General features: G+C 71.9%; 28 protein-coding genes and 2 pseudogenes. 11 read left to right on the top strand and 19 right to left on the bottom strand.

The window, feature by feature from the left end; genetic code table 11:
* From ACZ6D7_RS41590 to ACZ6D7_RS41560, 7 genes and pseudogenes are all read right to left on the bottom strand, one after another.
* The coding region (locus tag ACZ6D7_RS41590; protein ID WP_469502614.1) for an NADH-ubiquinone oxidoreductase-F iron-sulfur binding region domain-containing protein at positions 1–204 on the bottom strand (204 nt) is incomplete at its 3' end.
* A gap of 404 nt (positions 205–608) precedes the next feature.
* Positions 609–914: pseudogene (locus tag ACZ6D7_RS41585) on the bottom strand (protein disulfide oxidoreductase); the annotation flags it as partial.
* Between the two features lie 184 nt (positions 915–1,098).
* Positions 1,099–1,497, bottom strand: a complete 399-nt coding sequence (locus ACZ6D7_RS41580; protein ID WP_469502541.1) for an NADH-quinone oxidoreductase subunit NuoE family protein — start codon at positions 1,495–1,497, stop codon at positions 1,099–1,101.
* Between the two features lie 340 nt (positions 1,498–1,837).
* Entirely contained in the window at positions 1,838–2,539 is a 702-nt protein-coding gene (locus ACZ6D7_RS41575; protein ID WP_469502538.1) for a CBS domain-containing protein, read from the bottom strand.
* Between the two features lie 418 nt (positions 2,540–2,957).
* Positions 2,958–3,788 (bottom strand): hypothetical protein, encoded by an 831-nt coding sequence (locus ACZ6D7_RS41570; RefSeq protein ID WP_469502536.1) that lies wholly within the window; start codon positions 3,786–3,788, stop codon positions 2,958–2,960.
* Between the two features lie 165 nt (positions 3,789–3,953).
* A complete protein-coding gene (locus ACZ6D7_RS41565; RefSeq protein ID WP_469502534.1) occupies positions 3,954–5,258 on the bottom strand; it encodes an MFS transporter in 1,305 nt (434 codons plus the stop codon).
* A complete protein-coding gene (locus tag ACZ6D7_RS41560) occupies positions 5,255–6,613 on the bottom strand; it encodes an MBL fold metallo-hydrolase (protein WP_469502532.1) in 1,359 nt (452 codons plus the stop codon). Before ACZ6D7_RS41560 ends, ACZ6D7_RS41565 begins: the two co-directional genes overlap by 4 nt.
* Before the next feature lie 86 nt (positions 6,614–6,699).
* Here ACZ6D7_RS41560 and ACZ6D7_RS41555 point away from each other — a divergent pair, with 86 nt between their 5' ends.
* Entirely contained in the window at positions 6,700–7,368 is a 669-nt protein-coding gene (locus ACZ6D7_RS41555; RefSeq protein WP_469502530.1) for an ArsR/SmtB family transcription factor, read from the top strand.
* Positions 7,369–7,529: 161 nt separating this feature from the next.
* Here the strand turns inward: ACZ6D7_RS41555 and ACZ6D7_RS41550 are convergent, their stop codons facing one another.
* The 11 genes from ACZ6D7_RS41550 to ACZ6D7_RS41500 all read right to left on the bottom strand — a co-directional run bounded on the left by ACZ6D7_RS41550 (position 7,530) and on the right by ACZ6D7_RS41500 (position 16,387).
* The gene (locus tag ACZ6D7_RS41550) at positions 7,530–7,949 is read right to left on the bottom strand and encodes a CBS domain-containing protein (RefSeq protein ID WP_469502527.1); all 420 of its coding nucleotides are present in this window, start codon (positions 7,947–7,949) and stop codon (positions 7,530–7,532) included.
* Between the two features lie 134 nt (positions 7,950–8,083).
* Positions 8,084–8,377, bottom strand: a complete 294-nt coding sequence (locus ACZ6D7_RS41545; protein WP_469502525.1) for a hypothetical protein — start codon at positions 8,375–8,377, stop codon at positions 8,084–8,086.
* A gap of 343 nt (positions 8,378–8,720) precedes the next feature.
* Positions 8,721–9,599, bottom strand: a complete 879-nt coding sequence (locus ACZ6D7_RS41540; RefSeq protein WP_469502522.1) for a potassium channel family protein — start codon at positions 9,597–9,599, stop codon at positions 8,721–8,723.
* 368 nt (positions 9,600–9,967) lie between these two features.
* Entirely contained in the window at positions 9,968–10,867 is a 900-nt protein-coding gene (locus ACZ6D7_RS41535) for a universal stress protein (RefSeq protein WP_469502519.1), read from the bottom strand.
* Positions 10,868–11,188: 321 nt separating this feature from the next.
* Positions 11,189–11,461, bottom strand: coding sequence for a hypothetical protein (locus tag ACZ6D7_RS41530; RefSeq protein WP_469502516.1), 273 nt, complete (start codon positions 11,459–11,461; stop codon positions 11,189–11,191).
* 61 nt (positions 11,462–11,522) lie between these two features.
* Positions 11,523–12,431 (bottom strand): DUF1918 domain-containing protein, encoded by a 909-nt coding sequence (locus tag ACZ6D7_RS41525; RefSeq protein ID WP_469502514.1) that lies wholly within the window; start codon positions 12,429–12,431, stop codon positions 11,523–11,525.
* Between the two features lie 127 nt (positions 12,432–12,558).
* Complete coding sequence (locus ACZ6D7_RS41520; RefSeq protein WP_469502511.1) at positions 12,559–13,017, bottom strand: Hsp20/alpha crystallin family protein; 459 nt, start codon at positions 13,015–13,017, stop codon at positions 12,559–12,561.
* Between the two features lie 49 nt (positions 13,018–13,066).
* A complete protein-coding gene (locus ACZ6D7_RS41515) occupies positions 13,067–13,354 on the bottom strand; it encodes a DUF1876 domain-containing protein (RefSeq protein ID WP_469502509.1) in 288 nt (95 codons plus the stop codon).
* A 12-nt stretch (positions 13,355–13,366) separates the two neighbouring features.
* A complete protein-coding gene (locus ACZ6D7_RS41510) occupies positions 13,367–14,758 on the bottom strand; it encodes a nicotinate phosphoribosyltransferase (protein WP_469502507.1) in 1,392 nt (463 codons plus the stop codon).
* Between the two features lie 38 nt (positions 14,759–14,796).
* A complete protein-coding gene (locus ACZ6D7_RS41505; protein ID WP_469502503.1) occupies positions 14,797–15,399 on the bottom strand; it encodes an Rv1733c family protein in 603 nt (200 codons plus the stop codon).
* Positions 15,400–15,565: 166 nt separating this feature from the next.
* Complete coding sequence (locus ACZ6D7_RS41500; protein ID WP_469502501.1) at positions 15,566–16,387, bottom strand: universal stress protein; 822 nt, start codon at positions 16,385–16,387, stop codon at positions 15,566–15,568.
* A gap of 205 nt (positions 16,388–16,592) precedes the next feature.
* Between ACZ6D7_RS41500 and ACZ6D7_RS41495 the strand changes: the two genes are divergently transcribed.
* From ACZ6D7_RS41495 to ACZ6D7_RS41475, 5 genes and pseudogenes are all read left to right on the top strand, one after another.
* Positions 16,593–17,459 (top strand): universal stress protein, encoded by an 867-nt coding sequence (locus ACZ6D7_RS41495; protein ID WP_469502498.1) that lies wholly within the window; start codon positions 16,593–16,595, stop codon positions 17,457–17,459.
* Positions 17,452–18,972, top strand: a complete 1,521-nt coding sequence (locus ACZ6D7_RS41490) for a bifunctional aminoglycoside phosphotransferase/ATP-binding protein (protein ID WP_469502495.1) — start codon at positions 17,452–17,454, stop codon at positions 18,970–18,972. The genes ACZ6D7_RS41495 and ACZ6D7_RS41490 overlap by 8 nt, the downstream gene beginning before the upstream one ends.
* Before the next feature lie 90 nt (positions 18,973–19,062).
* Positions 19,063–20,091 carry an alcohol dehydrogenase catalytic domain-containing protein gene (locus tag ACZ6D7_RS41485; protein ID WP_469502612.1) on the top strand — a complete coding sequence of 343 codons (1,029 nt, stop codon included), beginning with the start codon at positions 19,063–19,065 and terminating at the stop codon, positions 20,089–20,091.
* A 43-nt stretch (positions 20,092–20,134) separates the two neighbouring features.
* Positions 20,135–20,902, top strand: a pseudogene (locus tag ACZ6D7_RS41480) (AMP-binding protein); the annotation flags it as partial.
* Between the two features lie 61 nt (positions 20,903–20,963).
* On the top strand, positions 20,964–21,434 hold the full coding sequence (locus tag ACZ6D7_RS41475) for an AMP-binding protein (RefSeq protein ID WP_469502609.1): 471 nt from the start codon (positions 20,964–20,966) through the stop codon (positions 21,432–21,434).
* 130 nt (positions 21,435–21,564) lie between these two features.
* On the opposite strand, the gene ACZ6D7_RS41470 is transcribed toward ACZ6D7_RS41475, so the two are convergent.
* A complete protein-coding gene (locus ACZ6D7_RS41470; RefSeq protein ID WP_469502492.1) occupies positions 21,565–21,870 on the bottom strand; it encodes a hypothetical protein in 306 nt (101 codons plus the stop codon).
* A gap of 681 nt (positions 21,871–22,551) precedes the next feature.
* Between ACZ6D7_RS41470 and ACZ6D7_RS41465 the strand changes: the two genes are divergently transcribed.
* The 5 genes from ACZ6D7_RS41465 to ACZ6D7_RS41445 all read left to right on the top strand — a co-directional run bounded on the left by ACZ6D7_RS41465 (position 22,552) and on the right by ACZ6D7_RS41445 (position 26,052).
* Positions 22,552–22,911, top strand: coding sequence for a zinc ribbon domain-containing protein YjdM (locus ACZ6D7_RS41465; protein ID WP_469502490.1), 360 nt, complete (start codon positions 22,552–22,554; stop codon positions 22,909–22,911).
* Between the two features lie 225 nt (positions 22,912–23,136).
* Positions 23,137–23,478 carry an ArsR/SmtB family transcription factor gene (locus ACZ6D7_RS41460; RefSeq protein WP_469502487.1) on the top strand — a complete coding sequence of 114 codons (342 nt, stop codon included), beginning with the start codon at positions 23,137–23,139 and terminating at the stop codon, positions 23,476–23,478.
* Positions 23,475–25,223 (top strand): SulP family inorganic anion transporter, encoded by a 1,749-nt coding sequence (locus tag ACZ6D7_RS41455; protein ID WP_469502485.1) that lies wholly within the window; start codon positions 23,475–23,477, stop codon positions 25,221–25,223. The genes ACZ6D7_RS41460 and ACZ6D7_RS41455 overlap by 4 nt, the downstream gene beginning before the upstream one ends.
* Positions 25,220–25,627 carry a pyridoxamine 5'-phosphate oxidase family protein gene (locus ACZ6D7_RS41450; protein ID WP_469502484.1) on the top strand — a complete coding sequence of 136 codons (408 nt, stop codon included), beginning with the start codon at positions 25,220–25,222 and terminating at the stop codon, positions 25,625–25,627. The genes ACZ6D7_RS41455 and ACZ6D7_RS41450 overlap by 4 nt, the downstream gene beginning before the upstream one ends.
* Positions 25,627–26,052 carry an ATP-binding protein gene (locus tag ACZ6D7_RS41445; RefSeq protein WP_469502481.1) on the top strand — a complete coding sequence of 142 codons (426 nt, stop codon included), beginning with the start codon at positions 25,627–25,629 and terminating at the stop codon, positions 26,050–26,052. Before ACZ6D7_RS41450 ends, ACZ6D7_RS41445 begins: the two co-directional genes overlap by 1 nt.
* The last annotated feature ends 19 nt before the right edge of the window (positions 26,053–26,071 follow it).

Below are 26,071 nucleotides of genomic sequence, written 5' to 3'. Positions count from 1 at the left end.
CTGGGGGGGGCGGGAGAGGTGGGGGGGGCGGGGGGGGATCCGCCGCCGAAAGCCCCACGGGCTCGCCGGGACAAGAACACGGGACAGCTGTCCCCCCCCCCCCCCCCCCCCCCCCCCCCCGCACGCCCACTCCAGGCCGCGGCGTGAGCCGACCCGGCACGGAGAGCACGCACCGCAGCTCTCGGCCGCGGCGAACTCCCACACGTGCCGCACCACCTCCTCCGGAGCCACGCGCCGGTCGAAGGCGACCAGACCGGCATGACCGAGGGAGGCCCCCCGGGGCGACAGCCCGTCCTCCGACGAAGAACGTCCAGTGCGTCCGGGGCGAGGAAGCCGCCCAGCGGCCCGCCGACCTGGAGCGCGGCCAGCTCGGCCCCGTCCTTGAGACCACCGCCGAGTTCGGTGACGATCCGCCGTACCGGTGTGCCGATCTCGACCTCGTGGCAACCCGGCCGGGCGAACCGTTCGGAGAGGCGGACCAGCTTGGTTCCCGTCTCGGCGGGCGTGCCGCGCCGGACATACGCAGCGCCGCCGCGCCGGACGATCCACGGGACGGCCGCCAGGGTCTCGACGTTGTTGACCACGGTCGGCGCGTCCCACAGGCCACGCTCGGTCGGATACGGAGGGCGGGAGCGGGCGCAGCCGCGACCGCCCTCCAACCCCGCGATGAGCGCCGTCTCCTCACCGGCGACGTAGGAGCCGGCGCCTTCGACGACCTGAATGTCCAGGCAGGTGGCCGTACCGTGCATCGACGGGCCGAGATGGCCCTCGGCGTACGCCTGACGCACTGCTTCGCGCATCCGCGCCAGAGCGGCCGGGTATTCGGAGCGCACCAGCACCACGCCCAGGCGGGCGCGGCAGGCGAAGCAGGCCAGGGCCAGCCCCTCCAGCACCCGCCCCGGGTCGGCCTCCATGAGCAACCTGTCGGCGTACGACCCCGGATCACCCTAGTCGCCGTCGGCGATCACCACGGTGTCGGGCGCGCGGCCGACCGCCTCCCACTTCGCCGCGACCCGGAATCCCGCGCCCCCGCGCCCCCGCGCCCCCGCAGCCCCGACACCGCCACTTCCCGGTGGACGTCCTCAGCAGAGCCCGCCGTCACCGTCTCCGGCCAGACCTGCCACGAGGACTACCTGCCAGAACACCGCTCAGCAGGACCGGGTCGCCGGTGTCGTCGCCGGCGGGGATCGTCGGCGCCCTGGGCGGCTCCCGCCCCGCGAGTTGAGCGGCGAGGCGGGGACCTGTGCACGGTATGTCGCCGTCGAGCGCCGCGGGCCCTGAGTAGCAGTAGCCGAGACAGCGGACCGCCTGCACCGAGACGTCACCGTCCGGCGAGGCCGTGCCGGGCGCGACTCCCAGCTCGTTCTCCACGTCGACGAGGTGGCGTCCGGCCTGCGCCGCGAAGCACGCCGTCGCGGAGCACACCCGGACGTGGCGGCGGCCGCGCGGGGCCGCGAGGTCGGCGTAGTAGCTGGCCGGTCCGAGCGCGGGCGGCACCGGGTAGTCCGGCGCGGGCCGCCGTGGCCGGCGCCCAGAGGCCCGGGCCGTCCGAGGTTCCGGCCCTGGCCTCGGCCAACGACTTGATCAGCGTTCCTCCGGCCCGCCCATGACGGCCGGCCAGGGCCCGGAACGCGTCGAAACGGTCGGCAGGACCGACGGGAACCATGTCTTCATCGTGACGGCGGCCCGACGAGACCGCATCCCGGCTCGTGACACCCCTTCGGCATCCGGGCGGCGGAGGCGGCGATGAGCATGAGCGCGGGCCACCGGACCGCCGTCCCACCAGCCGAGGAGGAAGCCGATGACGATGTGGTGGGGGATGGGCAGCCCATCCCGCTCACGTCGCCAGTCCGGCGCTGCGCGAAGCGCCGGTTTCCGGTGCCTCGGAGGTGTCGTCGACCCGGTGGCGCAGTTCGGCGGAGACATCGACCACTCCGTCCACGCCCTGGCACAGGCGTACGACGACCGGGACGAGGGACTTGCGCTCGACGGTGCCCTTCAGCGAGACCCGCCCGTCGACGACCCGCACGGTGATCGCGCCGGGCGTGATTCCGAGCGTGCGCAGGAGCACGTCTCCGGAGATCTCCTCCCGGATGGCGCTGTCCCCGCGCAGGAAGACGCGGAGCAGGTCGGCCCGGCTGATGATGCCGACCAGCGTTCCGGCCTCGTCGACCACCGGCAGCCGCTTCACGTGGTGGCGCTCCATGACCTGGGCGGCTTCGACGGCCGTCCACTGCTGCCTGGCGGTCACGACGGGGCTGTTCATGAGGCCCTCGGCCGTTGCCGCCTCCGCCTTCGCACGGGCGGCGGGCCTTGGGCGCAGGACCGGCAGCAGGCCGGCCGGGTCCAGCTGCGCGGCCTCCTTGCGCAGTAGGTCTGCCTCTGAGACGACACCCACGGGGCGCTCGTCGTCGTCCACGACCGGTACGGCGGTGATGCCGTTCTCGGCGAGCAGTTTGGTGATCTCCTTGAAGCCGGTGTCCCGGCGTACCTGTACGACCGATGTGGTCATGAGGTCGCTCACCATCCGGTGCCACATGGTCCCGCCTCCTTGTGTTCCGTGTCTTCCGTCCGTTCCCCCTCCCACTCTCCGCCCGGCACGCGGCCCCCGCATGGGCCGATCGGCCCCGACCAAGGCCGACCGGCCCGGTCCGGTCCGGCCCTGCCCTGCCCGGCCCGGTCCGGTCCGGCCCTGCCCTGCCCGGCCCGGTCCGGTCCGGCCCTGCCCTGCCCGGCCCGGACAGGACCGGTCCGAGTACGAGACGGCGCCGAACGCCCTTCATCCCGGGGAAGCGATGACAGGCCCGCTCGCGGCCGATGTCGGGCTGACGGGCACTGGAGGGACTTCGGCGGGCAAGGGGGGGGGGCAGACCGTGCGCCTGATCCGTGACGAGATCAGGACCCGTATCGACGCCCTGATGGCGCCCCACGTGTCCGACTCTCCGACGGCGCCCCGCTCACTGCGGCCCGCCGGGCCGGTCCTTGGCCCACCACAGGAACGCGGCGGAGTGCTGCTGGTTGGCGAAACCCTCACCGACGAGGGAACGCAAGAGATCGTTGCTCCAGAGGATGAGCCGGCCGAGGGTCCAGTTCACCGACTCGGGCGCCGGCAGTTCCAGGCCGTAGACCGTCCGCGCGATCTCACGCTTGCCGCCCGCCTCTGTCGTGTACTTGAGGATCGACAGGAACCGCTCGGGCTCCATCACACAGAGAACCCTCGTGAGGAGTGCTTCCTTGAAGCCGGTCATGGCGAACGGCTTGGCGCCGCTCAGGAGTTGCTGCAGCCGGTCCTCGACCGGTACGTCGGCGGGCCCGTACAGGAGGTACTCGATCGTCTTGCCGGTCGCCTCCCCGGCCTCGGTGTCACCCATGGCGTTCCACGCGGAGTTGAACGTGGCCTGGTTGCCCGGGTGGGCTCCGATGTCGGAGTTGGCGAAGTCCTTGAGGAGCCTCGGGTCGCTCGTCCGCAGTCCGTCGGGAGAGAAGATCTGCCGGTACTTCGCCCAGTAGGCCGCCACCTCGGGGTCGAAGCCCGGTTTCGTGGCGAGGTACTGCTCCTTGAGCCGGGTTGCCCGTTCCCGCCACTCGGGCTCGACGTCTTCAGGCTTCGGGAAACGGGCCTTGAGGTCGTTGAAGGAGGAGGAGGGTTTCCTCGTCGGGGTGACGGCCTCGCGATGCTCCCACTCGAAGCCGCACCGGTGTTTGACGATTCGTCGTCCGCCTGCGAGGGTGCGCACCGACTCGATGTCCTCGTCGTCGCTGCACAACGGACACATGACCACTGCCATGGCTACCCCGGCTCCCACGTCGCTCGTAGTTCACTGTGAGCCCGTGCACTCTGCGTTCAAGGGCCGCATTCTTGCATCCTGTCCTTCGTCTGAACATCGAGGAGGCCGTCGCTTTGCGGGCACCTTCCCGACCGTCACCTCGTGGTGCGGCAGGCCACCGTGCGGTCAGGTGCCTTGATGAGGAGCGGGGCGGGGGTGCGTCTCGTACATTCGGGCCGCGACCAGGAGACCGGAGGCCGCGGTGAGCCCGGCGACGGCCCAGATCGCGGTGGTGATGCCGTAGGCGTCGGCGAGTATGCCGACGAGGAGGGCGCCGGCGGCGAAGCCGCCGTCGCGCCAAAGCCGGTAGACGCCGACCGCGCGGGCGCGCCAGGCGGGGTGGGCGACGTCGCCGATGACGGCGAGCAGGGTGGGATACACCAGCGCGGTGCCGAGGCCGAGGAGGATCTGGGCGCAGGCCCAGACGGCGAAGGTGCTGCCGACGGCGGCCACGCCGATCGCGGCGGCCTGCGTCAGCATTCCGACGGTGATCAGGTGCTTGCGGCCGATGTGGTCGGACCACCAGCCGGTGAGCATCTGGCCCGCGCCCCACACGGCCGGGTAGAGGGCGGCGAGGACGCCGATCTCGGCGACGGACAGGCCGTGCGCGGCGAACAGCAGGGGGAAGACGCCCCAGGCGAGGGCGTCGTTGAGGTTGTTGACCAGGCCGGCCTGGCTGGCGGCGGACAGGGCCTTGTCGGTGAAGCTGGTGTGACGCGCGATCTGCGCCGTGGACATGTCCGTGGTGGTTCGTACGGGGTGAAGCGCGGCCTCGGCGCGGGCATGCTCGCGGGTCTCTCGGACGGCGAAGACGGACAGACCCAGGGCCAGTACGAGGTAGGCGGCGCCGAGCAGGAACGGCTCAGGGCGCAGCCCGGCGTGCTGGGCGATCGTGCCCGTGGCCATGGCGGTGACGGCCACGGCGCCGTAGCCGGCGGCCTCGTTGAAGCCCATGGCCAGGCCGCGGCGTTCCGGGCCGACCAGGTCGATCTTCATGATGACGGTGGTGGACCAGGTCAGGCCCTGGTTGACGCCGAGCAGGACGTTGGCGGCGATGATCCAGCCCCACGACGGGCCCCAGGCGAGCATCGCGGGTACGGGCAGGGCGATCAGCCAACCGGCGATGAGGACCGGTTTGCGGCCGTAGCGGTCCGACCAGGTGCCGGCGAAGAAGTTGGTGATCGCCTTGGTGGTGCCGAAGGCCAGGATGTACGTGAGGGCGGCCGTGTAGGCGGACAGGTGGAAGACGTCGTCGGCGAGCAGCGGCAGAACGGTGCGTTCCTGGCCGAGCATGCCGCCGACCAGGGCGTTGACGAGGACGAGCAGGGTGAACTGGGCGAGGTTGGCGCGCAGCCCCAGCCGTATGCCGGGGAAGGCCGTCGATGCGGGCCCCTCCTGTTCGAGCGGAGCCGAGGACTTGGGGGAGGTCACACACCCTCCTGGAGCGGACGCCCGGTGGCCTGCGCCCAGTCGGCGGGGCCGCCGTCGAGGACGGCGAGGCCGTGGTGTCCGGCGCGCTGAAGGAGACTGGCCGCCGTCATCGCCCGTTCGCCGTGCCCGCAGTGCACGACGGCGCCTGACGGCACGGAGTCGGTACGAGCGGCGAGTTCGCCGAGTTCGATGCCGACCGCGCCGGGGATGTGCCCGGTGACCCGTTCGGCCCGCTGCCGGACGTCGAGGACGGGGCGGCCGGTGACGCGGTCGGCGGTGAGGAGTTCGACGGTCTGCTGTTCCCCACCGTCGGCCGTCCACGCGGCCATGGTCAGGTGGCCGGCCAGCCGCTCGTAGCCGATCTTCAGGCACTGCCAGGCGAGTTCGCCGAGATCCTGGACGGGCGCGGTGACGAAGACGAGCGGAGCGTCCGCGGGCAGCAGCCAGCCGAGCCAGGTGGCGAACTGGGCGCGCAGCGGGATGGAGACCGCGCCGGCGATGTGTCCGGCGGCGAAGTCCGGCACCGGACGTACGTCGACGATCCACGCGCCCGCGCCGACGTGCGCGCGTACTTCGGCCACGGTGAGCGGGGCGAGGGCGGGGACGCCGGTGACGACCGCGGGCCCGCGTCGGTTGATGCCGGCCAGGCGGTCGAAGTACGCGGGATACGTGCCGAGGCTTCCCAGCAGTTCGCGTACGAAGGTGTCCTCGTCCGGTGCGGCGAGCAGGGCGTTGGCCTGCTTCTGGGCGCCCATGGTGGTCGTGCGCTCGGCGCCGGGCGGGGCGGAGCAGAAGGAACCGGCGCCGTGGGTGGGCCACACCGCGGTCGCGTCCGGCAGACGGGCCAGGCGGCGCAGCGACCGGTACTGGGCGCGGGCCAGTTCCTCGGTGCGCTCGACACCCTGAAGGTCGGTACGGGCGGCCGAGCCCACGATCAGCGAGCCGCCGGTGAAGACCCCCAGCTCCCGGGGGCCGTCCAGGAGAAGGAAGGAGACGTGCTCGTCGGTGTGGCCCGGGGTGGCCAGCGCTCGCAAGGTCAGACCGCCCAGGTCCACCTCGTCGCCGTCATCGAGACCCCGATGGCTGTACGCGCGCCGTCCGGCGGCGGGGGCCAGCACCGACGCCCCGTCGTCGGCGGCGAGCTGCAGCGCGCCGGTCAGGAAGTCGGCGTGCAGGTGCGTGTCGGCGGCGAAGGCGACGGTCAGCCCGCGACGCTCGGCGGCGGTGCGAAGGCCACGCAGGTCCCGGCTCGCGTCCACGGCGAGGGCGCGGCCGTCGCCGAGGTCGACGAGGTAGGCGCTGTTGCCCAGGCCCGTGTCGACCAGCGGTATGAGGTGATCGTCGGCGAAGCCCATGAGTCCCTCCAGGTGCCACGGCAGGGCCTGGGGGCGCTCCAGCGAACGCCCTTGCTATACTATTCCATGGATTTATGGAGGATGCCATGGGAGACCCAGTGCGCAAGGCCGAGCTGTACGACGCCTTCGCCCGCACCGGCAAGGCTCTGAGCAGCGGAAAACGACTGGAACTGCTCGATCTGCTGGCCCAGGGCGAACGCACGGTCGACGCCCTCGCCAAGGCCGCCGGGCTGAACCTGACCACCGCCTCGGCGCATCTGCAGACCCTCAGACAGGCCGGCCTGGTGGCCACCCGGCGCGACGGCGTCCGCATTCACTACCGGCTGGCCGGAGACGACGTGGCCGCCTTGTACGCACTGCTGCGCCAGGTGGCCCGGACCCATCAACCAGCCGTCGAGCCCGCCCGCAGCGCCTACCTCGGCACCGACGGGGCGCGGGAGGTCGACAGGGAAGAACTGCTCGCCCGCGCGGCGGCGGGAGAGATCGTCGTCGTCGACGTGCGGCCGGCCGAGGAGTACGCAGCCGGCCACATCCCCGGCGCGCTGTCCATCCCGGTCGGGCAACTCGCCGACCGCATCGTCGAGTTGCCCGAGGGGACCGAGGTGGTGGCCTACTGCCGGGGCGCATACTGCGTCCTGGCGTACGACGCCGTACGGCTGCTGCGCGAGCGTGGCCGCCAAGCGGTGCGGCTCACCGACGGGATGCTGGAGTGGCGTCTGGCCGAGCTGCCTGTGGAGACGGCAGGGGCCGCATGAGCCGGGAGAGGTCCGTGGACCGGCACGCCGACCGCCGGGCCTCCGTCGTCACCTCACCTCACCGACGCCGGCTGCGAACAACCCGCCGTCGGACCGGTCGCGGCTGACTCGGGATGACATCTCCGGCCACATAGACCGCCGGTCGGTGGACGACAGGTCGGTCAGGAGGCCGCGCAGACCACCTCGACGAAGTGGCCCACCTGGTCCTCGGGAAGGTGGCGTGCGAGGTCCGCCTCGCTGATCATGCCGACGAGGCGATGGTTGTCGATCACCGGCAGCCGGCGGATCCTGTGCTCCTCCATGGTGTGCAGGACCTGGCCGGCGTCGGCCTTGGCATCGATCGTGACCGGCTTGCCCTGCGCCAGCTGGTCGGCGGTCATGGTCCTGGGGTCCTTGCCCTTGGCTAGACACTTCACCACGATGTCGCGGTCCGTGATGATCCCGTGGAGCCGGTCGTCCGGCCCGCAGATCGGGAGGGCTCCCACGTTCAGTTCCTTCATCCTGCGCGCCGCGTCCTGAAGCGTTTCGTTTTCCTGTACGCAGGTGGCACCGGCGTGCATGATCTCCCCGGCCGTCGTCATGGTCGTGTCCTTCCGGCGTCGCTGTCGGCGCGGGAGGAGCCTGTGGAGCCTGGCCCGCCCCGCCTGGTCTCGTCCTCAGGACCAGTGTCGGCTTCTCACCTCCCGTGCGCATACCGGGGAACAGGCGGTCCACGTCACCGCGTGGCGGTGCGCTCGACGTACCGGGCCGACGGTGGGCTCCCACGCGGCGGACGTTCCGGTCTCAGCCGCGTCTGGAGCCGCATGACGACATGGCCGAGACCGGACAGCGCACAGGCGATCACCGGATCGGTGGGAGACAGAGGCTCCGTACCCAGCAGGTCCTGGAGGGGCGGCAGGCAGACGCCGGCTGCCTGGAGGCTCGGCCCACGCTGCCCGGGCTGCCCGGGGCGAGCCCGGGAGCCGAGTGCCACGCCGAGCTGGGACGCCCCGAGCACCAGGAAGGTCATGGACTGCCAGGGGCGCCCGGTCTCCCGGGCCCGGCGCGTCGTGTCCGGGGCGATGGGTTCCGAGCCGAGAGCGAACCGGGCAGGCCGTGTGTGAGCAGGTGTCGGGCCCGTGGCGCGTCGGACGCCGTGCCGCCTCGTCCGAAGACAGACCTGTCGCGGGAGCCGCGCCCCAGCGTCGGTCCGCCTCGGCAGCGGGCCTGTGGCCCTCACCGCGCCTGTTCGCGGCCGTCGCGGAGGCGCGCCCGGAAACGGCTCTGCGTGCTGGGTGCCATCAACCGCTCCCGTCCGGTGAACGGCCGCCCCGAAGGACGGTTCCCGCTTCTCGGATGCCACCCCAGCCCGCTCAGGGCTGAGCGCCGAGGCGGCCGTGGTCGGCGGCGTATGCGGCGAACACTTCCGCCGGCGGGCCGCCCGTACGGAGAAATCGCTGGTCGAGGATGGCGGCGAGGTCGTTCAACGCGCCGGCGAGCAGGGCACCCGCCAGTAGCACCTCCGGCCGTCCCGCCGCCTGCCCGCGCTGGGCGAGGACCACGGCGTAACCGACCATGGCCGCCAGCGACGAGTGGTCCTCCCCGTCATGGAAGTAGTACGCCTCGGCGTACTGGGTGAAGTCGATACGGACGCGTGCGACGTCGGTGGCCAGGCTGTCCAGCAGCAGCGCCCCCGCGGTGCAGTCGAGCTGCCGTGTCGTCGGATCCGCGTCGCGCAGCAGAGCCAGTCGGATGGCCAGGACCCTCCTGCGGGACAGCGCCGGATAGATCTCCAGCACCCAGGAGACCGTGGCCGTCAGGAGGGCGAAACCGATGAGGGCTTCGAGCGGTGAGACCAGACGGAGCCAGCCCTCGGCGGGTGCGATGTCACCCAGCCCCAGGGTGGCCACCGTGACGAGCGACAGGTACACGGAGTCGAGCAGCGCCGGCTCCTGCGCCGCCTTGGAACCGGGGGAGAAGGTGAACGCCGCGGGCATGTGGGGCCAGTAGAAGATCGCCCAGCCCAGGACGACGGTGACGGCCCACATACCCACCACCGTGACCATGGCGAGCGGCCCGACGAGCCCGACCACGCGGCCGGGAGCACGGAAGCGCCGGGCGAGTCGCCACAGTGCCGTCATGACGAGCCGACTCAGGCCGCCGTGGCGTGTGGGGTGCCAGAGCGTGTGGAACAGGTCCCGCAGGGTGATCATGACGAGCCCGGCGCCGACCATCGAGACCAACCACTTCATCCGTGTCACCCACGGCCCTTCGGCATGAAACGGAATCCCGACTTCGAAGCCTAGGCCGTGAGCGGTGCGTGAGGGTGCGGACGCGGGCACGCCACGCTCATCCGCCCGCATCCTCCGCCTGGAGAACGAGCGTGCAGGTCTCCCCGGGCGCCACCCTCACGGCCCGGTCCGCCGGCACCACGCGGAGGGGCGACTCCTCCGAGTCGGGTACGCCGATCTCCAGCCGCCCGCTCAGGCGCCGTGTGCGCACCCCCCCAGTGGCGTGCCGGTGGTCCAGGAGGGTGTGCGGACGGGGGGAGAACCACGGGCCCCACGCTTCCTCGGCGCGCAGTTCGGAAGCTGTGGGAGCCGGGCCCGCACGGCGAACCTCAGACCCGATGAGGGACGACGGCGACGGGGCACAGGGAGTGGTGCAGCAGCGCGTGGGCGACGCTGCCGAGTTGCAGACCGAAGTGACCGTGTCGGCGCAGAGCCCCGACGACGATCAGGTCGGCATCTGCCGACGCCTCCAGCAGGACACGGTGGGCGGGGCCCTCGACCGTGTGGCGACCGACATCGACCTGGGGATGTTCCCGTACGGCCTCGCGCAGTGCGTTGTCGAGGTCGGCCGCGGCCTGCTCCTCAGGCACCCCGGCGGCGTCGGCCGAGAGAGGGGGAGCCCCCGGGACGGACCCCGCGGGAGGGGAGCCCGGCTCGTGAACCGAAGCGCGCCAAGCCCGTACGGCGGTCAGGCCGCAGCCCCGTGTCTCGGCCTCGCGGGCGGCGAACCGTACGGCGCCCGTGCCCCCGGTCGAGTCACCGACTCCCACCACGACCCGGCCGAAGGACCCCCGAAGGTTGCGCTCCGCGCCACGGACGACGACGACCGGGCACATGGCACGAGCCGCCACCGTGAGGCTGACCGATCCCAGCAGCAGCCCGGGGACCTCGCCGCGCCCACGAAAACCCGTGACCAGGGCGAACGCCTCGGACCCCGCCCGCAGCAGTGTGGACACCGCATCGGCGGCCAGGACGTCGCCCGACACCTTCACCCCGGGGTCGCGAAGTCGGGCGCGTTCGGCGCAGGAGGCGACGATGTGCTGCGCCATGACCTCGCCGGCGGGGCGGTCCGCGCCGAACGAAGGCCGCACTCCTTCGTAACGCTCCCACAACGAGGCATGGACCAGACGAAGCGGCAGCCCGTGGCGTGCCGCCTCGTCGACCGCCCAGTCGACCGCCAGCAGACTGGAGTCCGATCCGTCGATGCCCACGACCAGCGGGAGTTCCATCGGGGCCACCGCCTTCCGTCCCGTTGCCGACCCCCTGTGAATACCGTCGCACCGCCCGCGCGCCGCCGCGACATACGGGCCGGCGCCCTGATCGGGCGGCCGTCGGCCGGGTTGCGGTGTGCCGGGTCGCGACGATGCGGGAGACGTACGGCCGCCCGGTCGGACCAGCCGCCCCGGCGCGCTCCTCCAGGACCTGGGACATGCCTGATACCCGCACATCGTGAGCGATGTGATGACCGTCCCGGTGGTGGCCGTCGGGCGCGACGCGCCCTTCAAGGAGATCGTGCGGGCCATGCACGCCTGCGAGGAGCGCCCGGTCGGTCAGGTCGGGCAGTAGCCGGGTTTCCGGGTGCCGGCCCCCGTGGACGAGGGCGGCCATGAGGTCCAACGAGCGGCACCGGAGCCGAGATGAAGGCCGCGGGTGTCGGGGTCGGAGAGCGGCATGGACCGCTCGAAGTCGGCCCACACCTCGAAGGCGCGGTTGCGCCGGAGGTAACGGAACCGCCAGGGCTGCGCGTTGTGCGTCGACCGGGCGGCCACCGCGGTGTGCACCAGGGCGGCCACCCCCGCGTCGGACGGTGCGGGGCGCCTCACCAGAACCCCCTTCGGGGGGTGTCGGGTCGGGACCGATCTGGGTGGCCCGCGCCACGACCCGTCACCCGTCGGCCGGGGTGATGCGGCGGCCCGTGAGGCGTGTGGGACGGATCGACACCCACATCTCGCGTGCGCCGCCCGCCCATGGCGTGGTGTGAGCGTGTTCGGTGAGCCTGCGCACGGCGTCGGGCTCCGTCACGACGCTCGCGGGGCCGACGGCGAGGACACTCCACCCTTGACTCATGGCCTCGTCCAAGTGGTCGACCTCGAAGGCGACCTCCGTCCCGACGGCCGCCGCGGGCGTGGAGTCCGGCGCGGTCCGGAAGACGATCACGTCGTCGACGACCTCGTAGTTGACCGGAACGACCGCCGGGCGGCCGTCGGACGCCGACACCGCGACGCGCCCCACGCCGTGCGTGGAGAGCAGGGTGCGGCATTCCTCCGGGCCGAGGTCCCGCAGCCGGGGATGCAGCAGCGCCAGTCCTTGGCCGGGGGGCAGATCCATTCCTTCTCCGCGCAGCGTGGTGACGGTAGTGCCCAGCGCGTCGGCCAGCCTGATCAGGGTCGCCAGATTCGGGTCGGCAGGCCGTTCTTCCAGGTACTCCAGATAGCTGGGGGCCATTCGGGCGCGGCGGGCCGTCTCCTCGCGGCTGAGCCCCTGTCTCCGGCGTTCGACGGCCACGCGTCGGCCGAGGTCGCCGGAGCGTGGCGTCCCGGGCGGCATGGTCTCCGCCTCGGCCGTGTCGGGGCCGGAAGGGGTGTGGGTGGTCTCGGGCTGTCCGTGTTCGAGATGGCGGATGTGTGCGTCGGGCCCGGGGAACACGAGCGTCACTTCGTCCGTGTCCGACCAGCGCACGTCGTAGGGCGGAGTTCCGTCCTCGTGATGGAGTCCGACGATCTCTCCGTCGCGCCTGGCCGCGCCGGTCGCCGTGCTTTCGATGACGAGTTGGTCGCCGAGGTGAGCTCTCATGACGCCGCCCTCTCCTCAGAATGGTGCTGTATCGAACGTGCCACGCGCGACGGGCGGCCGCACGGTGCCGATCAGCCCAGGAACCTGCCCGACCGGCTCCCGCGGGGCCGTCGACCGAGTCAGCCGGTCAGCCGGTGATCTCGATGCGCTGAGCCTTGCCCTTCTCGGTCTTGGGGACCTTCACCGTGAGGACTCCGTTGGTCAGATCCGCGCTGATGTGCTCGGTGTCGGAGTTCGGCGGCAGAATCGTCCGGTAGTCGAACTGGCCGATGTGACGGGTCTGCCGACGGACCGTCCCGGTGTGTTCCTTCTCCCTGATCTCACCGTGGACGTCGAGTTCGCCCTCGGCGACCTCCACGGTGATCTGGTCCTTGTCCACGCCGGGCAGCTCCAGTTCGACCAGGTAGGCGTCCCCGGTGTCCTCGATGTCGGCCAGAGGTGCCCATGGCTCGGCCGCGCCGAACCCGGGGAAGCCGCCACCGGGAAAGGCGGCGTGCATGAGCTGGTCCACCCTGGTACGCAGGTCCTCCAGCTCCCGCAGGGCTGCCGGAAGCCCACCTCTGCTGTGTCGTGCGGGATGTGTCATGGCTGATCCCTCCTTGACTTCGGCCTCGGGGGCGCTGTGTCGCCGTCGGTCACGTGGGCCACCCGGTGACCTCCCGGCCGTGTGGTTGCGGTGCGCCCATGCCCTCGATGTCACGCTCGGCGGTCTTCAGCAGCTGCTGGGCCAGGTCGTTCAGGGCCCGGCCCGCGGCCAGTTCGTCGCCGATCTCCGGAACGTTCGCGTCCGCCGGATGGCGGTGCGCGGCACCGTGACCGGTGAGCTCTGTGGTGCCGGTGTCCAGGATCAGCCGGGCCTTCGTCGTTCCCTCGTCGTCCTCGAACAGATGAAGACGAACCTTCCATTCCGACGTATGCGGCATCGTTCCTCCTCCTCACCCCGGTACGGACCGCTGCGATCCGGACGGGGTTCGTTCCGGTGTCCGAGCGCGTGCGGAGGCGGCCGGCCCCTGCTCCTCGATGCGGCGCCGGACGTGGGTGGTGAGCGCGCTCAGCCGCTCGGACGTGGTCGCGCGGGGCGCCACGGGCGCCCGGATCCGGAGGGCGGCCGAGGGCAGCCCTCCCAGGTCCGCGGCGAACCTCTCACGGCACTCGTCGAGCGTGGGCCTGCGGCCGGTGCGCTGCCCGTTCCGCATCACTGTCTCCAGCAGCGGAACGCCGTCGTCGGGGTGCCGCTCGTCGGCGAGACCGATCACATCGGCGCGGCCGGGACGGCGGAACACCTGCTTGTGGCCGGGTGCCGTCACCTTCGCCGACGAGAGCTTCATCACCGGGCGGCCGTCGAACTCGACCAGCTTGTACGCGGAGTCCAGGTACGGCGCGTCGGCCGACACACCGACGCGGGTGCCCACGGCGTAGGTGTCGATCGGTGCTCCGGATCGGACGAGGTCGTCCACGGCGTACTCGTCGAGACCGCCGCTGGCGATGATCCGCACGTCCGGCAGGCCCGCGTCGTCCAGGATCGAGCGTGCCCGTACCGCCAGGTCCCCGAGGTCGCCGCTGTCCAGCCGTACGGCGGACCCGGGCCCGCGGTCCAGGTCCCGCAGGACGCGTGCCGCGACGCGGACGCCTTCCTCCGTGTCGTAGGTGTCCACCAGCAGGGTCACCGGGCCCGGGTGGGAGCGGGCGAAGGCGCGGAACGCGTCCTCCTCCGAGGCGAACGCCTCCACGAACGAGTGGGCCATCGTGCCGACGGCGGGTATGCCGAGCGCGGTGGCCGCCGCCACGTTGCTGGTCCCGGCGAAGCCGGCCATCGCCCCCAGGCGAGCGGCGTGGAACCCCGCCTGCGGACCGTGGGCGCGCCGCAGGGAGAAGTCCACGATCGGGTGACCGGCGGCGGCGAGCACGCAGCGCGCGGCCTTCGAAGCGATCGCCGTCTGGTGGCTGATCTGGTTGAGCACGTACGTCTCGACCAACTGCGCCTGCGGAAGGGGTGCGGTGACCTCCAGCAGCGGCTTACCCGCGAGCACGATCCGCCCCTCCGGTACCGCCCGCACCCGGCCGGTGAACGTCAGGCCGAGCAGAGGCTCCAGATCCCGTGGCGGCCGGTGCAGCGCGGAAGCGAAGGCGTCGACGTCCTCGGGGCCGACATGAAAGCCGGCCAGGTAGTCCAGTGCCGACTCGAGCCCCGCCGCCACCAGGAAGCCGCGTTCAGGGGGCAGGGCGCGGACGAAGAGGCTGAACGTCGCCGGGCCGGTCGTCCCCTCCCGCAGGTAGGACATGGCCATCGTGACTTCGTACAGATCGGTGGTCGTCGCATCCGACATCGGTGTCACCTCCCGGGCTTCGGCCGGCCTTCTGTCCGTCACAGGTGGAAGCGCGCGGACCACCGGGGTTCCACCCGGTCCCACTCGGCGTCCCACCGCGCGTACCTTCTCCGGTCCAGGACCAGGCGCATGCCCGCCCAGGCCGCGTAGGACCCGGCGGCCACGCCGAACCCCGCCATGGCGCCCGCCAGCCAGCCACCGGTCGTCGCGTCGAGCGTGCTCGCCGGCGGACCGGTGACGGTTCCGTCCCGGGTCACCCACACACGCACGGTGGCGCCCTCGGGGGTCCCCGGCTTCACAAGGGCCGCTCCCGTCCGCACGACACCGTCGGCGTCGGTCCAGCGGACCTGCGCGGGTCGCTTGGCCCAGTCGTCACTGTTGACGCCCGTCGTCAGTCGGGCGGTGACCTGGTGCCGTTCCGCCGCCTGGGCTCGCACGGTGCGCATCGACGCCTCGTACGCCGTCAGCCCCGCGCCGATCGCGGCGGCGGGCAGCCCGAGGACGAGAACGGCCGTCAGGATGCGGCGGAACCAGCATTCGAACGTGTCGGACGTCCGTCTCAGGGAGTTCGCGCCCTTGGGCCCGTGATTGCCGCGCCCCGACGGCGGACCGGAACCGTACGGCGAACCTTGCGCGCTCATGACTCGGCCTCCAGCAACTCGCCGGACGTCCCCCACCACCTGCTCCCACCGTCGAACGGCAGCGGTTCGGGGGGACAGGGCCGAAGGTCCCTGTCGGGCCGGCTTTCGGCCCAGGCCCACCCACCGGTTGCCGTCCGGTCCGTCTCCGCGGTCCGCGTCATGTCGGTCATGTCTGGGGTACGACCGCGACGGGACACGGCGCGTGATGCAGCAGCGCGTGATTGATCAGGCCCAGCTGCAGGCCCGGGTGCCCCTGTCGTCTGCGTGCGCCGACGACCAGCAGGTCCGCCGCCGACGCCGCGTCCAGCAGCGCTCGGCGGGCCGGACCCTCGATCACCGTGGGGCGCACCCGGGCCTCGCGATACCGCGCCGAAAGGCCGCGCAGGGCGTCGTCGAGCACCTGGGACGGCGGGCGCCGATGGGCCTCCATGGCGTACCACGACGGAGCCGGCCGTGCTGTGAGAGCCCTGGACGACGGGTTCCAGGCGTGCACCGCCGTCAGCCGGCAGCTCCGCACGTGGGCCTCCCGCAACGCGAACTGCAAGGCCGTGCCGCTGCCCTCCCCCTCCTCGACACCTACGACGATGTTCCCGAACCGGCCGTCCCGGTGCTCAGCGGCACCGCGCACCACGACGACCGGGCAGTCCGCCCGGGCCGCCACGGCCAGGCTGACCGCGCCCAGGAGCATTTCGGCGAGGTCTCCGAGCCCTCTGGCCCCGACCACCAGCGCGAAGGCGTTACGCCCCTTGCCGACGAGGGCGGAGGCGGCGTCCTCGTGCAGAACCTCGCTCGACAGTCCGACGGTGGGCGCTCTTTCCTTGACGCGCTCCGAGGCGGCACCGATCACGTCGGACGCCTCGTGTTCCCCGGCCGCCGCGTGCAGGAGGTGCAGCGGCACGCTGTGCCGGACCGCCTCGTCGGCCGCCCAGTCCACCGCCTCCAGACTCGCTTCGGACCCGTCGATGCCGACCACCAGGGGAATCGCCACCGCACCTGTCTCCTCTCGGGGCGGGTGCCACGTGCCCGATCTCCTCCCCGGCTCCACATGCGCCGGGAAGGAGATTGGGGTACTCCTCGAAGGAGGGAAGCACCGCGCTCGGCATGTCGGCGACGTCCGGAGCATGCACGGCATCGGACTCGTCCACCGTCATCCACCGTCGTATCCAGCTTCGTACGAGATGGAGGCCGCCGCCATGCAACCAGTCGTCACCGTGGGCCTGGACGGCTCACCCGAGAGCCTTGCCGCCGCCCACTGGGCCGCCGACGAGGCCGAGAAGCGCGGGCTCGCGCTGCGCCTGCTGCACGCATGGCCACTGCTGGCGCCGGAACCGGCCCGCGCCCCGTCGGAAATCGACCAGAACTACTGGGCGAAACGTCTCGTCCACACCGCCCGGGCCGAGCTGCAGGCACACCATCCGGGCCTGGTCGTCGTCGGGAACCTGGTCGCCGAAGACGCCCAGGTGGCACTGCTCCAGGCCGCCTCGGAGTCCGAGATGCTCGTGCTCGGTTCACGTGGGCTGGACGCCTTCGAGAGTTACTTCCTGGGCGACATCAGCATGCCGGTCGTGGCACGGGCCGAGCGGCCCGTGGTACTGGTTCGTGCCGCCCCGGAGGAGGGATCGGCCGCCGCACCCGCCAGCCGCGTGGTGGTGGCGTTGAAGCTGCACGGATCCTGCGACGAGGTGCTCGACTTCGCGTTCCACACCGCCGCCGCCAGGGGCGTTTCCCTCCTCGCCGTCCACGGCCGCAGCGTGCCGCTCCACGCGCGCATGCCCTGGGGCGTGGACCACGACGTCACCGAAGAGATGACGAAGGACGCGCACAAGGAGCTGAGCCAGGCACTCCGCACCTGGCACGAGAAGTACCCGCAGGTGGACGTGACCGACAGCATCCGTCTCGCGAGCCCCGCCAAGACCGTCGTGCGGGCTGCCGAAGGCGCCGCGCTGCTGGTCGTCGGCCGACGCGCGCACCGGCACGGTGTGGCACCCCACCTGGGTCCCGTCGCCCACGCCGCCATCCATCACGGACGCTGCCCCGTCGCCGTCGTTCCCCATGACTGAGCCCGGCCACCCGCGGCAGCGGCCGCCGCGCGCGGAGGTGTGCGAGACCCATACCGCGATCGTGTTCTTCGCCGGGGACCACGCCTACAAGGTCAAGAAGCCGGTGGATCTGGGATTCCTGGACTACACCACGCGGGCGGCGCGCCGGGCCGCGTGCGAACGCGAAGTCGCACTCAACCGCCGGTTCGCCCCCGATGTCTACCTGGGTCTGGGCGAGTTCCGCGGCCCCGGCACTGAGGCGCCTGAACCCCTCGTGGTGATGCGGCGCATGCCGGCGGACCGACGCCTGTCCCGCCTGGTACGAGAAGGGGCCGCCCTGGACGACGTCCTCCGGGCCGTCGCCCGGCACCTTGCCGCGTGGCACGCGGACGCGCCCCGCAACCGGGACGCTGACGAGCAGGGGACGCGGGACGCCCTGTCCTCGCGGTGGGAGGCCAGCTTCGCGCAAGTGCACGCGTCGGCCGACGACGGCTCCGTGCCCGACGGGGTGACGGAGGTGGAACGGCTGGTTCGCCGCTATCTCGCCGGCCGCGAACGGTTGTTCGCATCCCGTATCGAGCAAGGGAGGGTGGTCGACGGCCACGGGGACCTGCTCGCCGAGGACATCTTCTGCCTCGATGACGGCCCCCGTGTCCTGGACTGCCTGGAGTTCGACGACCGGCTGCGCTACGTCGACGGCCTGGACGACGCCGCCTTCCTCGCCATGGACCTGGAACAGCTCGGCGCCCCGGAAGCCGCCGCCTACTTCCTCGCGCAGTACAGCGAGTACTCCGGTGATCCGGCTCCCGCGTCGCTGTGGCACCACTACGTCGCCTACCGCGCGTTCGTGCGCGCCAAGGTCTCCCTGATCCAGGCCCGCCAGGGCGCGCCCGGTGCGGAGGCGGCGTCACGACGGCTGGTCTCGGCGACGCTGCGCCACCTGCGCACCTCCGCCGTCGGCCTGACCGTCGTCGGTGGGCTGCCGGGCAGCGGGAAGTCCACCCTCTCCGGTGCGCTGGCCGACCGGCTGGGGGTCACCCTGCTCAGCAGCGACCGCGTCCGCAAGGAACTGGCGGGCATTCCCGCGGAGCAGTCCGCGGCGGCCGGCTACGGCGAAGGGCTGTACACCCCCGCGTGGACCGCCAGGACCTACGCCACCCTCCTCGACCGCGCGGCCGTCCTGCTGTCCGCCGGCGAGTCCGTCGTTCTGGACGCGTCCTGGTCCGACACGGCACAGCGTGAAGCGGCATGGCGCGTGGCCGAACGCACCAGCGCCGACCTGATGGCCCTGCACTGCCAGGTCCCGGACGACGTGTCAGCGGCCCGCCTGAGGGCGCGCGCCTCCGGCCCGTCCGACGCCGACCTCGACATCGCCACCGCCATGGCGGCCGGGGAACCCGCGTGGCCCGAGGCCGTCGCCGTCGACACCGGTGGCCCGTTGGAGTCCGCGGTCGCCCGAGCGCTGGCAGCCGTACGCCCCTGGGGCACCGGCCAGGCACCGGTCTTCCGTCGCCCCTACATGGAGCCGGACTGACGGGTGGACGCGGGCGACCCGGAGGTCCGTGTTGCTGGGGTGTTCTGCCGGGGTGACCGTGGAGGGAGGCAGAGCGAGGAAGTGAGTACCGTGCGAGCGCTCGTCTATCACGGCCCGGGGCACATTTCCTGGGACACCGTCCCGGACCCCGCGATGGAGGAGACGACCGACGCGATCGTGCGTGTCGACGCTGCCACCGTCTGCGGCAGCGATCTGCACATCCTGCGAGGTGACCTCCCAGAGGTGAAGCCGGGAACGGTCCTCGGCCACGAGGCGGTGGGCGAGATCACGGAGGTCGGCCGCGCCGTCCACGGACTGCGCCCCGGCGACCAGGTGATCGTGTCGTCCGTCTCGGCCTGCGGCTACTGCCAGGCGTGCCGGGACACCCGGCGCGGGCAATGCCGTGGGGGCGGTGGCTGGATCCTGGGAAACCAGATCGACGGAACCCAGGCCGAGTTCGTGCGGGTGCCCTTCGCCGACCACTCCACTTACCGAAGGCCTCCGGCGGTCCCGCTCGACGACGCTGTCCTGCTGGCCGAGGTCCTCCCCACCGCGTACGAGGTCGGGGTGCGGAACGGACACGTCGGCCCTGGGGACACCGTCGTCGTGGTGGGCGCCGGTCCCGTCGGTCTCGCCACGGCCGTCGTCGCACGGCTCTACTCGCCCCGTCGGATCATCGTGGTGGACCTGTCCGACGCCCGGCTGGAAGCTGCCGCCCGCCTGGGGGCCGATGCAGCCGAACTGCCGGGGACGATGATCGCCGAGCTGTCCGAGGGACCGGGCGCCGACGTCGCCGTCGAGGCATCGGGTGAACCGGACGGCTTCGTCCTGTGCACCGAGGCCGTCCGCTCGGGAGGGCACATCGCCAACATCGGGACGCACGGCAGACCGGCCACGCTGCACCTGGAGTCCCTGTGGCGGAAGAACGTGACGATCAGCACGGGCCAGGTGGACACGTCCTCCACACCGTGGCTGCTGGAGCTGATGAGGTACGGACGCCTACCCGTCTCCCAGCTGGTCACCCACACCTTCGGCCTCGACCGGATGGAGGACGCCTACGAGGTGTTCGCACAGGGCACCACCACGGGTGCCCTCAAGGTCGTGCTGCACCGGGAGTGAGAGAGGCCCGGAACCAGGAGCCCGAACGGGGCCGGCCGGTCCCATGGCCGCAGTGCCGGGAGGAGCACCGATGCACTGGGAGACCATCCGCAAGGACACCACATCCGTCGTCCCACCCCGTCTCGCCGACTACGAGCGGGCCCGCTCGGACTTCACCTGGGCACAGGCGCGCACCGAGCTGGCCGGGCCGCCCGGGGGCCGGCTCAACATGGCCCACGAGGCGGTCGACCGGCACGCGGCGTCCGACCACGCGGACAAGGCCGCCCTGCGCTGCGTCGCCCGGGACGACTCCGTCTCCACCGTCACGTACGCGGAACCGGCCCGACGCACAGCCCGCTTCGCCAACGTCCTGCGGTCCCTCGGGGGCGGCCGCGGCGACCGGGTGTTCACACTGCTCGGCCGCAGCCCCGAGCTGTACACCACGGTGCTCGGCACGCTGAAGAACACCAGTGTGCTCTGCCCGCTCTTCTCCGCTTTCGGCCCCGACCCGGTCGAGCAGCGGCTGCGTCTCGGGGACGCACGGGTCCTGGTCACCACCGCGGCCCTCTACCGGCGCAAGGTCGCCGAGCGACGCGCGTCCGTTCCCGGGCTGGAACACGTCCTGATCGTGGGGCCCGGCGCCGCGGAACTGCCCGGCACCACCTCCTTCGACGACCTGATGGCCGCCGCCCCGGACACCTTCGCCATCCCGCCGACCTCGCCCGAGAACATGGCCCTGCTGCACTTCACCAGCGGCACCACCGGCACCCCCAAAGGCGCGGTCCACGTCCACGAGGCCGTCGTCGCCCACTACGCCACGGCCGCGTACGCCCTCGACCTGCACCCCGAGGACGTGTACTGGTGCACCGCCGATCCCGGCTGGGGTCACCGGCATGTCGTACGGGATCGTCGCCCCGCTCGTCCACGGCGTGACGGTGGTCGTCGACGAGGGCGACTACGACGCCCGGCGCTGGTACCGGATCCTCGGCGAGCAGCGGGTCAGTGTCTGGTACACCGCGCCCACGGCCCTGCGGATGCTGATGCGCGCCACTCCGCGCCAGGGCCCGTACGACCTGCCACGCCCCCACGACCTGTCGGCCCTGCGCTTCATCGCCTCCGTCGGCGAGCCCCTCAACCCGGCGAAGACCTCACGGGCGGCGAGTTCCCGTACCGGAGGGCGCGGACCGGAACCGGACGCGGCGTCGACCGCCGCGTCCGTCCCTCCGCCTGATAGCGAGTCGCGGACCGCCTCGCTCGGCGTCGTCGGCAGCCGGGACCCGAGTGCCTTCGGCAGCCTCTTCGAGGTTCGGCACCGAGAGGCCCTGGCCGCCGCACCAGCCTGCGCTCCCGACTCGTGGCGCTGAGCGGCGAGGCCATCGGGACCCTCAGCTTCGCCCCCGCTCTGCGGGAACTTCACTCTCTGCCGCCGTAGTCCCGGGGCGGGGCACCCTCGTCTAACGGTGCGTGCCACTGCCTGGCTGCCACTCTTGAGGATCACCGGGTTCCGACGGGCCAGCCGACCCCGTCGTGCCGCGGAACGGTCGCGCCGCCGCCGGCCCGCACGGCATCCACCGCCGCCTGGTGCAACTGCCTGCTGTCCTGCTCGGACGGGCAGGGCACCGGACTGCCGGCGAGGGTGTGCCACTGGGAAGTGCCGGTGTACCGCACCGCCACATCGGCCTGAACGCCGTCCCACGTGGTGCGTAGGGTCAGGTTGCCGCTCATCACGCCGCCCTCGTCCGTGCGGGCGCCTCCCCGCCCGGCGAACACATCTGGCGTGGTCCATGTTGCTCTGGCCATGGCGTCGTTCCTTCGTTCCTGATCGCCGGCGCTCCTCCAGCGATGTCCTTCGATGTCCTTTCGGCGGGCGGCTTCAGCCGGTCGCACACCGGGAACCGCGAACGCGGGTTCCCTCCGACCTCCTTCGAGGCCCTCTCTTCGAGAATGCTCCTCGGGTCGACTCGTGCACTGGGCCGATCGGTACTCATGTGGTCCGTGCGGCCCCATACCGGCTTCGACGCGTCCGTCCGGCGGAGTCCCCGATCGGACCAGCCACGCCGTCACGGAGGGGGAATGCCGCGCTCCTGTTCCTGACGACGAGGGGGCAGGCCCGGCAGCGGGAGCAACGTGAATGTCGAGTGGCGAGCAGGAGACCGCCGAGGTCCGGCTCCAGCGAGGGCCACGCAGGCGCTCTGGGCGGGGATGCCCTTATGGTGCAGAGAATTGACAGCGGCCTGGTGTTCCTGTGGGCGCTGCCACCAGCCGCGAACGCGAGGTTCGGCCGGAGAACGCCATCGCGTGGCGGATGATGTCCCCCCCGGTTCAAGGTGGGCGGCGGCGGTGAAGCCGTCGAGTACCTCGGCGAGTGGGACCACCCGCTCGACAAGGTCCTGCACAAGGCGCTTGACCTCTGCATGTCCCGGTGCTGAGGCCGCGAGCCGGCCCGCCGGGCAGGACGTCCGGGCCGGATATCCTGACGGGATGCTTGAGAATCTTCCTCCCTGTCCGAAGTGCTCGTGTGAGTACACCTACGAGATGAACGCCCTGGTGGTGTGCCCGGAGTGCGGCCACGAATGGGTTCCGGCCGAGAGCGGGGCGGAGGCCGGGGACGCCGTTGCGGAGCGCGTCGTCAAGGACTCCGTCGGCAATCTGCTGCAGGACGGCGACAGCGTGGTCGTCGTCAAGGCGCTCAAGGTGAAGGGCAGCCCCTCCGGGATCAAGGCCGGCACCAAGTTGCGCAGCATCAGGCTGGTCGACGGTGTCGACGGCCACGACATCGACTGCAAGATCGACGGCTTCGGGGCGATGCAGCTCAAGTCCAGCGTGGTCAGGAAGGCCTGATCCGCATCTGATGACGGGCGGCCGGACACCCCGACTCGGCCCGCATCCGCCGCTGACCGTTCGACCCGCTGCCCCGCCCGTGAAGCAGTCACCCAGGCGATAACAGGATGCTGAATTGCAAAATTTCGCAATTCGTTAGATGCTGTGTTGACTGTGTTGGCAGGTTGTCGCGGGCACAGGGTGTGCCCGCCCCGTGTGGGGTGCTGTCGGGGAAGTCGAGGAGCCGTGTCCGTTCCGCTGTACCAGGCCAAGGCCGAGTTCTTCCGGTTGCTGGGGCATCCGGTACGGATACGGGCGCTGGAGCTGCTGCAGGACAGGCCGATGCCGGTACGCGATCTGCTCGCGGAGATCGAGGTGGAGCCCTCCAGCCTGTCGCAGCAGCTGGCGGTGCTGCGTCGCTCTGGGATCGTCACCTCGCAGCGGGACGGCTCGACCGTGGTCTATGCCCTCGCGAGCGGGGACGTCGCCGACCTCATGCAGGCCGCGCGCCGGATCCTGACCGAGATGCTCAACGGGCAGAACCAACTGCTGGCCGAACTGCGGGAAGCCGAGGTCGCCGCGCGATGAGGGCCTCTTTCGGCCGCGTCGTCGCTCGGCTCACCGCGCTGCTGCCCGGCCGTACCGATCTGGCGGAGACACGCCGGGATCCGCGCCGGGACCTGCTGGCCGGCCTCACGGTGGCGATCGTCGCGCTGCCGCTCGCGCTCGGTTTCGGTGTCTCCTCCGGGCTCGGCGCCGAGGCGGGGCTGGCGACCGCGGTGGTCGCCGGTGCGCTCGCGGCGGTGTTCGGCGGGTCCAATCTGCAGGTGTCCGGGCCGACCGGGGCGATGACGGTGGTGCTGGTGCCGATCGTCGCCGAGCACGGGCCCGGCGGGGTGCTCACCGTCGGACTGATGGCGGGCGTGATGCTCGTCGCGCTGGCGGTGCTGCGGGCCGGCAAGTACATGCAGTATGTGCCCGCACCCGTCGTCGAGGGCTTTACTCTCGGCATCGCCTGCGTCATCGGCCTGCAGCAGATTCCGAACGCCCTTGGCGTGCCCAAGCCCGAGGGCGACCGCGTCCTCGTGGTGACCTGGCGCGCGCTGGAGGAGTTCGCGAAGAACCCGAACTGGACTGCCGTCGCCTTTGCCCTGGCAGTCGCTGCCGTCATGCTGATCGGGGCACGCCTACGGCCCACGGTCCCCTTCTCCATTCTCGCCGTGATCGGGGCCACGATCGTGGCCCAGCTCTCCGGCCTGGACGCTGCGAAGCCGATCGGTGACCTGCCATCCGGTCTGCCGGCTCCCTCGCTCGCCTTCCTGGACCCGGGGGCACTCGGCTCTCTGCTCGCCCCGGCGCTCGCCGTCGCGGCGCTGGCCGCCCTGGAATCCCTGCTCTCGGCGTCGGTCGCCGACGGCATGACGGTCGGCCAGCAGCACGACCCCGACCGGGAGCTGTTCGGCCAGGGGCTTGCCAACATCGCCGCCCCGCTGTTCGGCGGTGTCCCCGCGACCGGCGCCATCGCCCGCACCGCCGTCAACGTCCGCACCGGCGCGACCTCCCGGCTCGCCGCCCTAACGCACGCCGCGATCCTGGCCGTCATCGTCTTCGCGGCAGCACCCCTCGTCTCCAAGATCCCGCTGGCGGCGCTGGCGGGTGTGCTGCTGGCGACCGCGATCCGCATGGTCGAGGTCGGCTCCCTGCGGGCCATGGCCAAGGCCACCCGCTCCGACGCGCTGATCCTCGTCCTCACCGCAGGCGCCACCCTGGCCCTGGACCTCGTCTACGCCGTCATCATCGGCCTGATCGTCGCCGGCGCCCTGGCCCTGCGGGCGGTGGCCAAGCAGGCCCGCCTCGACCAGGTGCCCCTCGACCGCGGCGACCACAGCGCCGAGGAACACGCCCTGCTTGCCGAGCACATCGTCGCGTACCGCATCGATGGGCCGCTGTTCTTCGCGGCCGCGCACCGCTTCCTGCTGGAGCTGACCGAGGTCGCCGACGTCCGGGTGGTGATCCTGCGCATGTCGCGGGTGTCGACGATGGACGCCACCGGCGCCCTCGTCCTCAAGGGCGCGGTGGAGAAGCTGACCCGGCGCGGGATCCTCGTCCTGGCCTCCGGCATACGCCCCGGCCATCGCCAGGTCCTGGACTCCGTCGGCGCCCTGGACCTGCTGCGGCACGACGGCCGGGAGTACGCCACCACCCCGGAGGCGATCAGAGCCGCCCGCGATCACCTGGAACTGGCAGGGGTCTTCCCCGCCGACGCCGCCCCGCAGACGACGAACCCGAACGCCGCGACGTCCCCCGAAACCCATGAGGAGCCTGCCCGATGACGCTTCCCCCTGCGGCCCTGCGCATGGTCGAGGTCTCTGGCGCGGAGGCGCTGTGGCTGGTGGAGGGCAGCAGCCTCGGGCGGCTGGTGTACACGCAGCGGGAGCAGACCGTCGTACGGCCTGCCCGGCACATCTGGGAATACGGGCGCCTGATCGTCCGGGCACCCGTCCAGGCGACCGTCGTACCCGAGGCGGTGACGTACCAGGTGGACGAAATCCGGGTCGTGACCGGCACCGGCTGGACGGTGACCCTGTCCGGCCCCGCCGAAGTGATCACCGAGATGAACGAGGCCGCCCACTACCGCCGCACCCTGCCCGGCTGGGCCCATGGCCCGCACGACACCCTGCTGCGCATCCACCCCAAGACCGTCACCGCCTTCCGTCTCGCCCGCGTGGAGGGCTGATGTCCACCGGGCTCGAAGCGCTGCCCCACCGGCACGTGCTCACTGTGCCCAGCGAGCCGTCCGCCGTCCGCCTGGCGAGACAGAGGGCCGAGCAGGCGCTGGTCGAGTGGGGCATCGGCCTGCGGCACCCCACGGTGGATCCGGCGCTGCTGATCCTGAGCGAACTGGTGACCAACAGCATCCGGCACGCCGCCGCGCTCTCCCCGCAGGTCACCGTGATCTACGCGGCCGGCGCAGACTGCCTGGCCTTCGCCGTGCACGACCGCCACCCCTACCAGCCGCCGCTGTACGGGGCGGTCAGCGGATCGGGCGCGAGCGGACTGGGCACCGTCATGGAACTCGTCATCACCCTGGGCGGCACCGCCGTCGTCCGCGGTGACGCCGACGGCCGGGGCAAGAGCATCTGGATCACCCTCCCCCTCTGACCGCAGCGCAGACCCCCGC

Source organism: Streptomyces sp. NPDC041784 (genome assembly GCF_055591025.1).
Note: the sequence above shows the minus strand (reverse complement) of the source record. Positions and strands in the feature narration are given on the sequence as shown.

Excerpts from the sequence above, each read along its gene's own strand:
- ACZ6D7_RS41575 (WP_469502538.1), bottom strand. The coding sequence starts at position 2,539 with ATGTGGCACCGGATGGTGAGCGACCTCATGACCACATCGGTCGTACAG.
- ACZ6D7_RS41570 (WP_469502536.1), bottom strand. The coding sequence starts at position 3,788 with ATGGCAGTGGTCATGTGTCCGTTGTGCAGCGACGACGAGGACATCGAG.
- ACZ6D7_RS41560 (WP_469502532.1), bottom strand. The coding sequence starts at position 6,613 with ATGGGCTTCGCCGACGATCACCTCATACCGCTGGTCGACACGGGCCTG.
- ACZ6D7_RS41555 (WP_469502530.1), top strand. The coding sequence starts at position 6,700 with ATGGGAGACCCAGTGCGCAAGGCCGAGCTGTACGACGCCTTCGCCCGC.
- ACZ6D7_RS41550 (WP_469502527.1), bottom strand. The coding sequence starts at position 7,949 with ATGACGACGGCCGGGGAGATCATGCACGCCGGTGCCACCTGCGTACAG.
- ACZ6D7_RS41545 (WP_469502525.1), bottom strand. The coding sequence starts at position 8,377 with ATGACCTTCCTGGTGCTCGGGGCGTCCCAGCTCGGCGTGGCACTCGGC.
- ACZ6D7_RS41540 (WP_469502522.1), bottom strand. The coding sequence starts at position 9,599 with ATGAAGTGGTTGGTCTCGATGGTCGGCGCCGGGCTCGTCATGATCACC.
- ACZ6D7_RS41535 (WP_469502519.1), bottom strand. The coding sequence starts at position 10,867 with ATGGAACTCCCGCTGGTCGTGGGCATCGACGGATCGGACTCCAGTCTG.
- ACZ6D7_RS41525 (WP_469502514.1), bottom strand. The coding sequence starts at position 12,431 with ATGAGAGCTCACCTCGGCGACCAACTCGTCATCGAAAGCACGGCGACC.
- ACZ6D7_RS41520 (WP_469502511.1), bottom strand. The coding sequence starts at position 13,017 with ATGACACATCCCGCACGACACAGCAGAGGTGGGCTTCCGGCAGCCCTG.
- ACZ6D7_RS41515 (WP_469502509.1), bottom strand. The coding sequence starts at position 13,354 with ATGCCGCATACGTCGGAATGGAAGGTTCGTCTTCATCTGTTCGAGGAC.
- ACZ6D7_RS41510 (WP_469502507.1), bottom strand. The coding sequence starts at position 14,758 with ATGTCGGATGCGACGACCACCGATCTGTACGAAGTCACGATGGCCATG.
- ACZ6D7_RS41505 (WP_469502503.1), bottom strand. The coding sequence starts at position 15,399 with ATGAGCGCGCAAGGTTCGCCGTACGGTTCCGGTCCGCCGTCGGGGCGC.
- ACZ6D7_RS41495 (WP_469502498.1), top strand. The coding sequence starts at position 16,593 with ATGCAACCAGTCGTCACCGTGGGCCTGGACGGCTCACCCGAGAGCCTT.
- ACZ6D7_RS41490 (WP_469502495.1), top strand. The coding sequence starts at position 17,452 with ATGACTGAGCCCGGCCACCCGCGGCAGCGGCCGCCGCGCGCGGAGGTG.
- ACZ6D7_RS41475 (WP_469502609.1), top strand. The coding sequence starts at position 20,964 with ATGTCGTACGGGATCGTCGCCCCGCTCGTCCACGGCGTGACGGTGGTC.
- ACZ6D7_RS41470 (WP_469502492.1), bottom strand. The coding sequence starts at position 21,870 with ATGGCCAGAGCAACATGGACCACGCCAGATGTGTTCGCCGGGCGGGGA.
- ACZ6D7_RS41465 (WP_469502490.1), top strand. The coding sequence starts at position 22,552 with ATGCTTGAGAATCTTCCTCCCTGTCCGAAGTGCTCGTGTGAGTACACC.
- ACZ6D7_RS41455 (WP_469502485.1), top strand. The coding sequence starts at position 23,475 with ATGAGGGCCTCTTTCGGCCGCGTCGTCGCTCGGCTCACCGCGCTGCTG.
- ACZ6D7_RS41450 (WP_469502484.1), top strand. The coding sequence starts at position 25,220 with ATGACGCTTCCCCCTGCGGCCCTGCGCATGGTCGAGGTCTCTGGCGCG.
- ACZ6D7_RS41445 (WP_469502481.1), top strand. The coding sequence starts at position 25,627 with ATGTCCACCGGGCTCGAAGCGCTGCCCCACCGGCACGTGCTCACTGTG.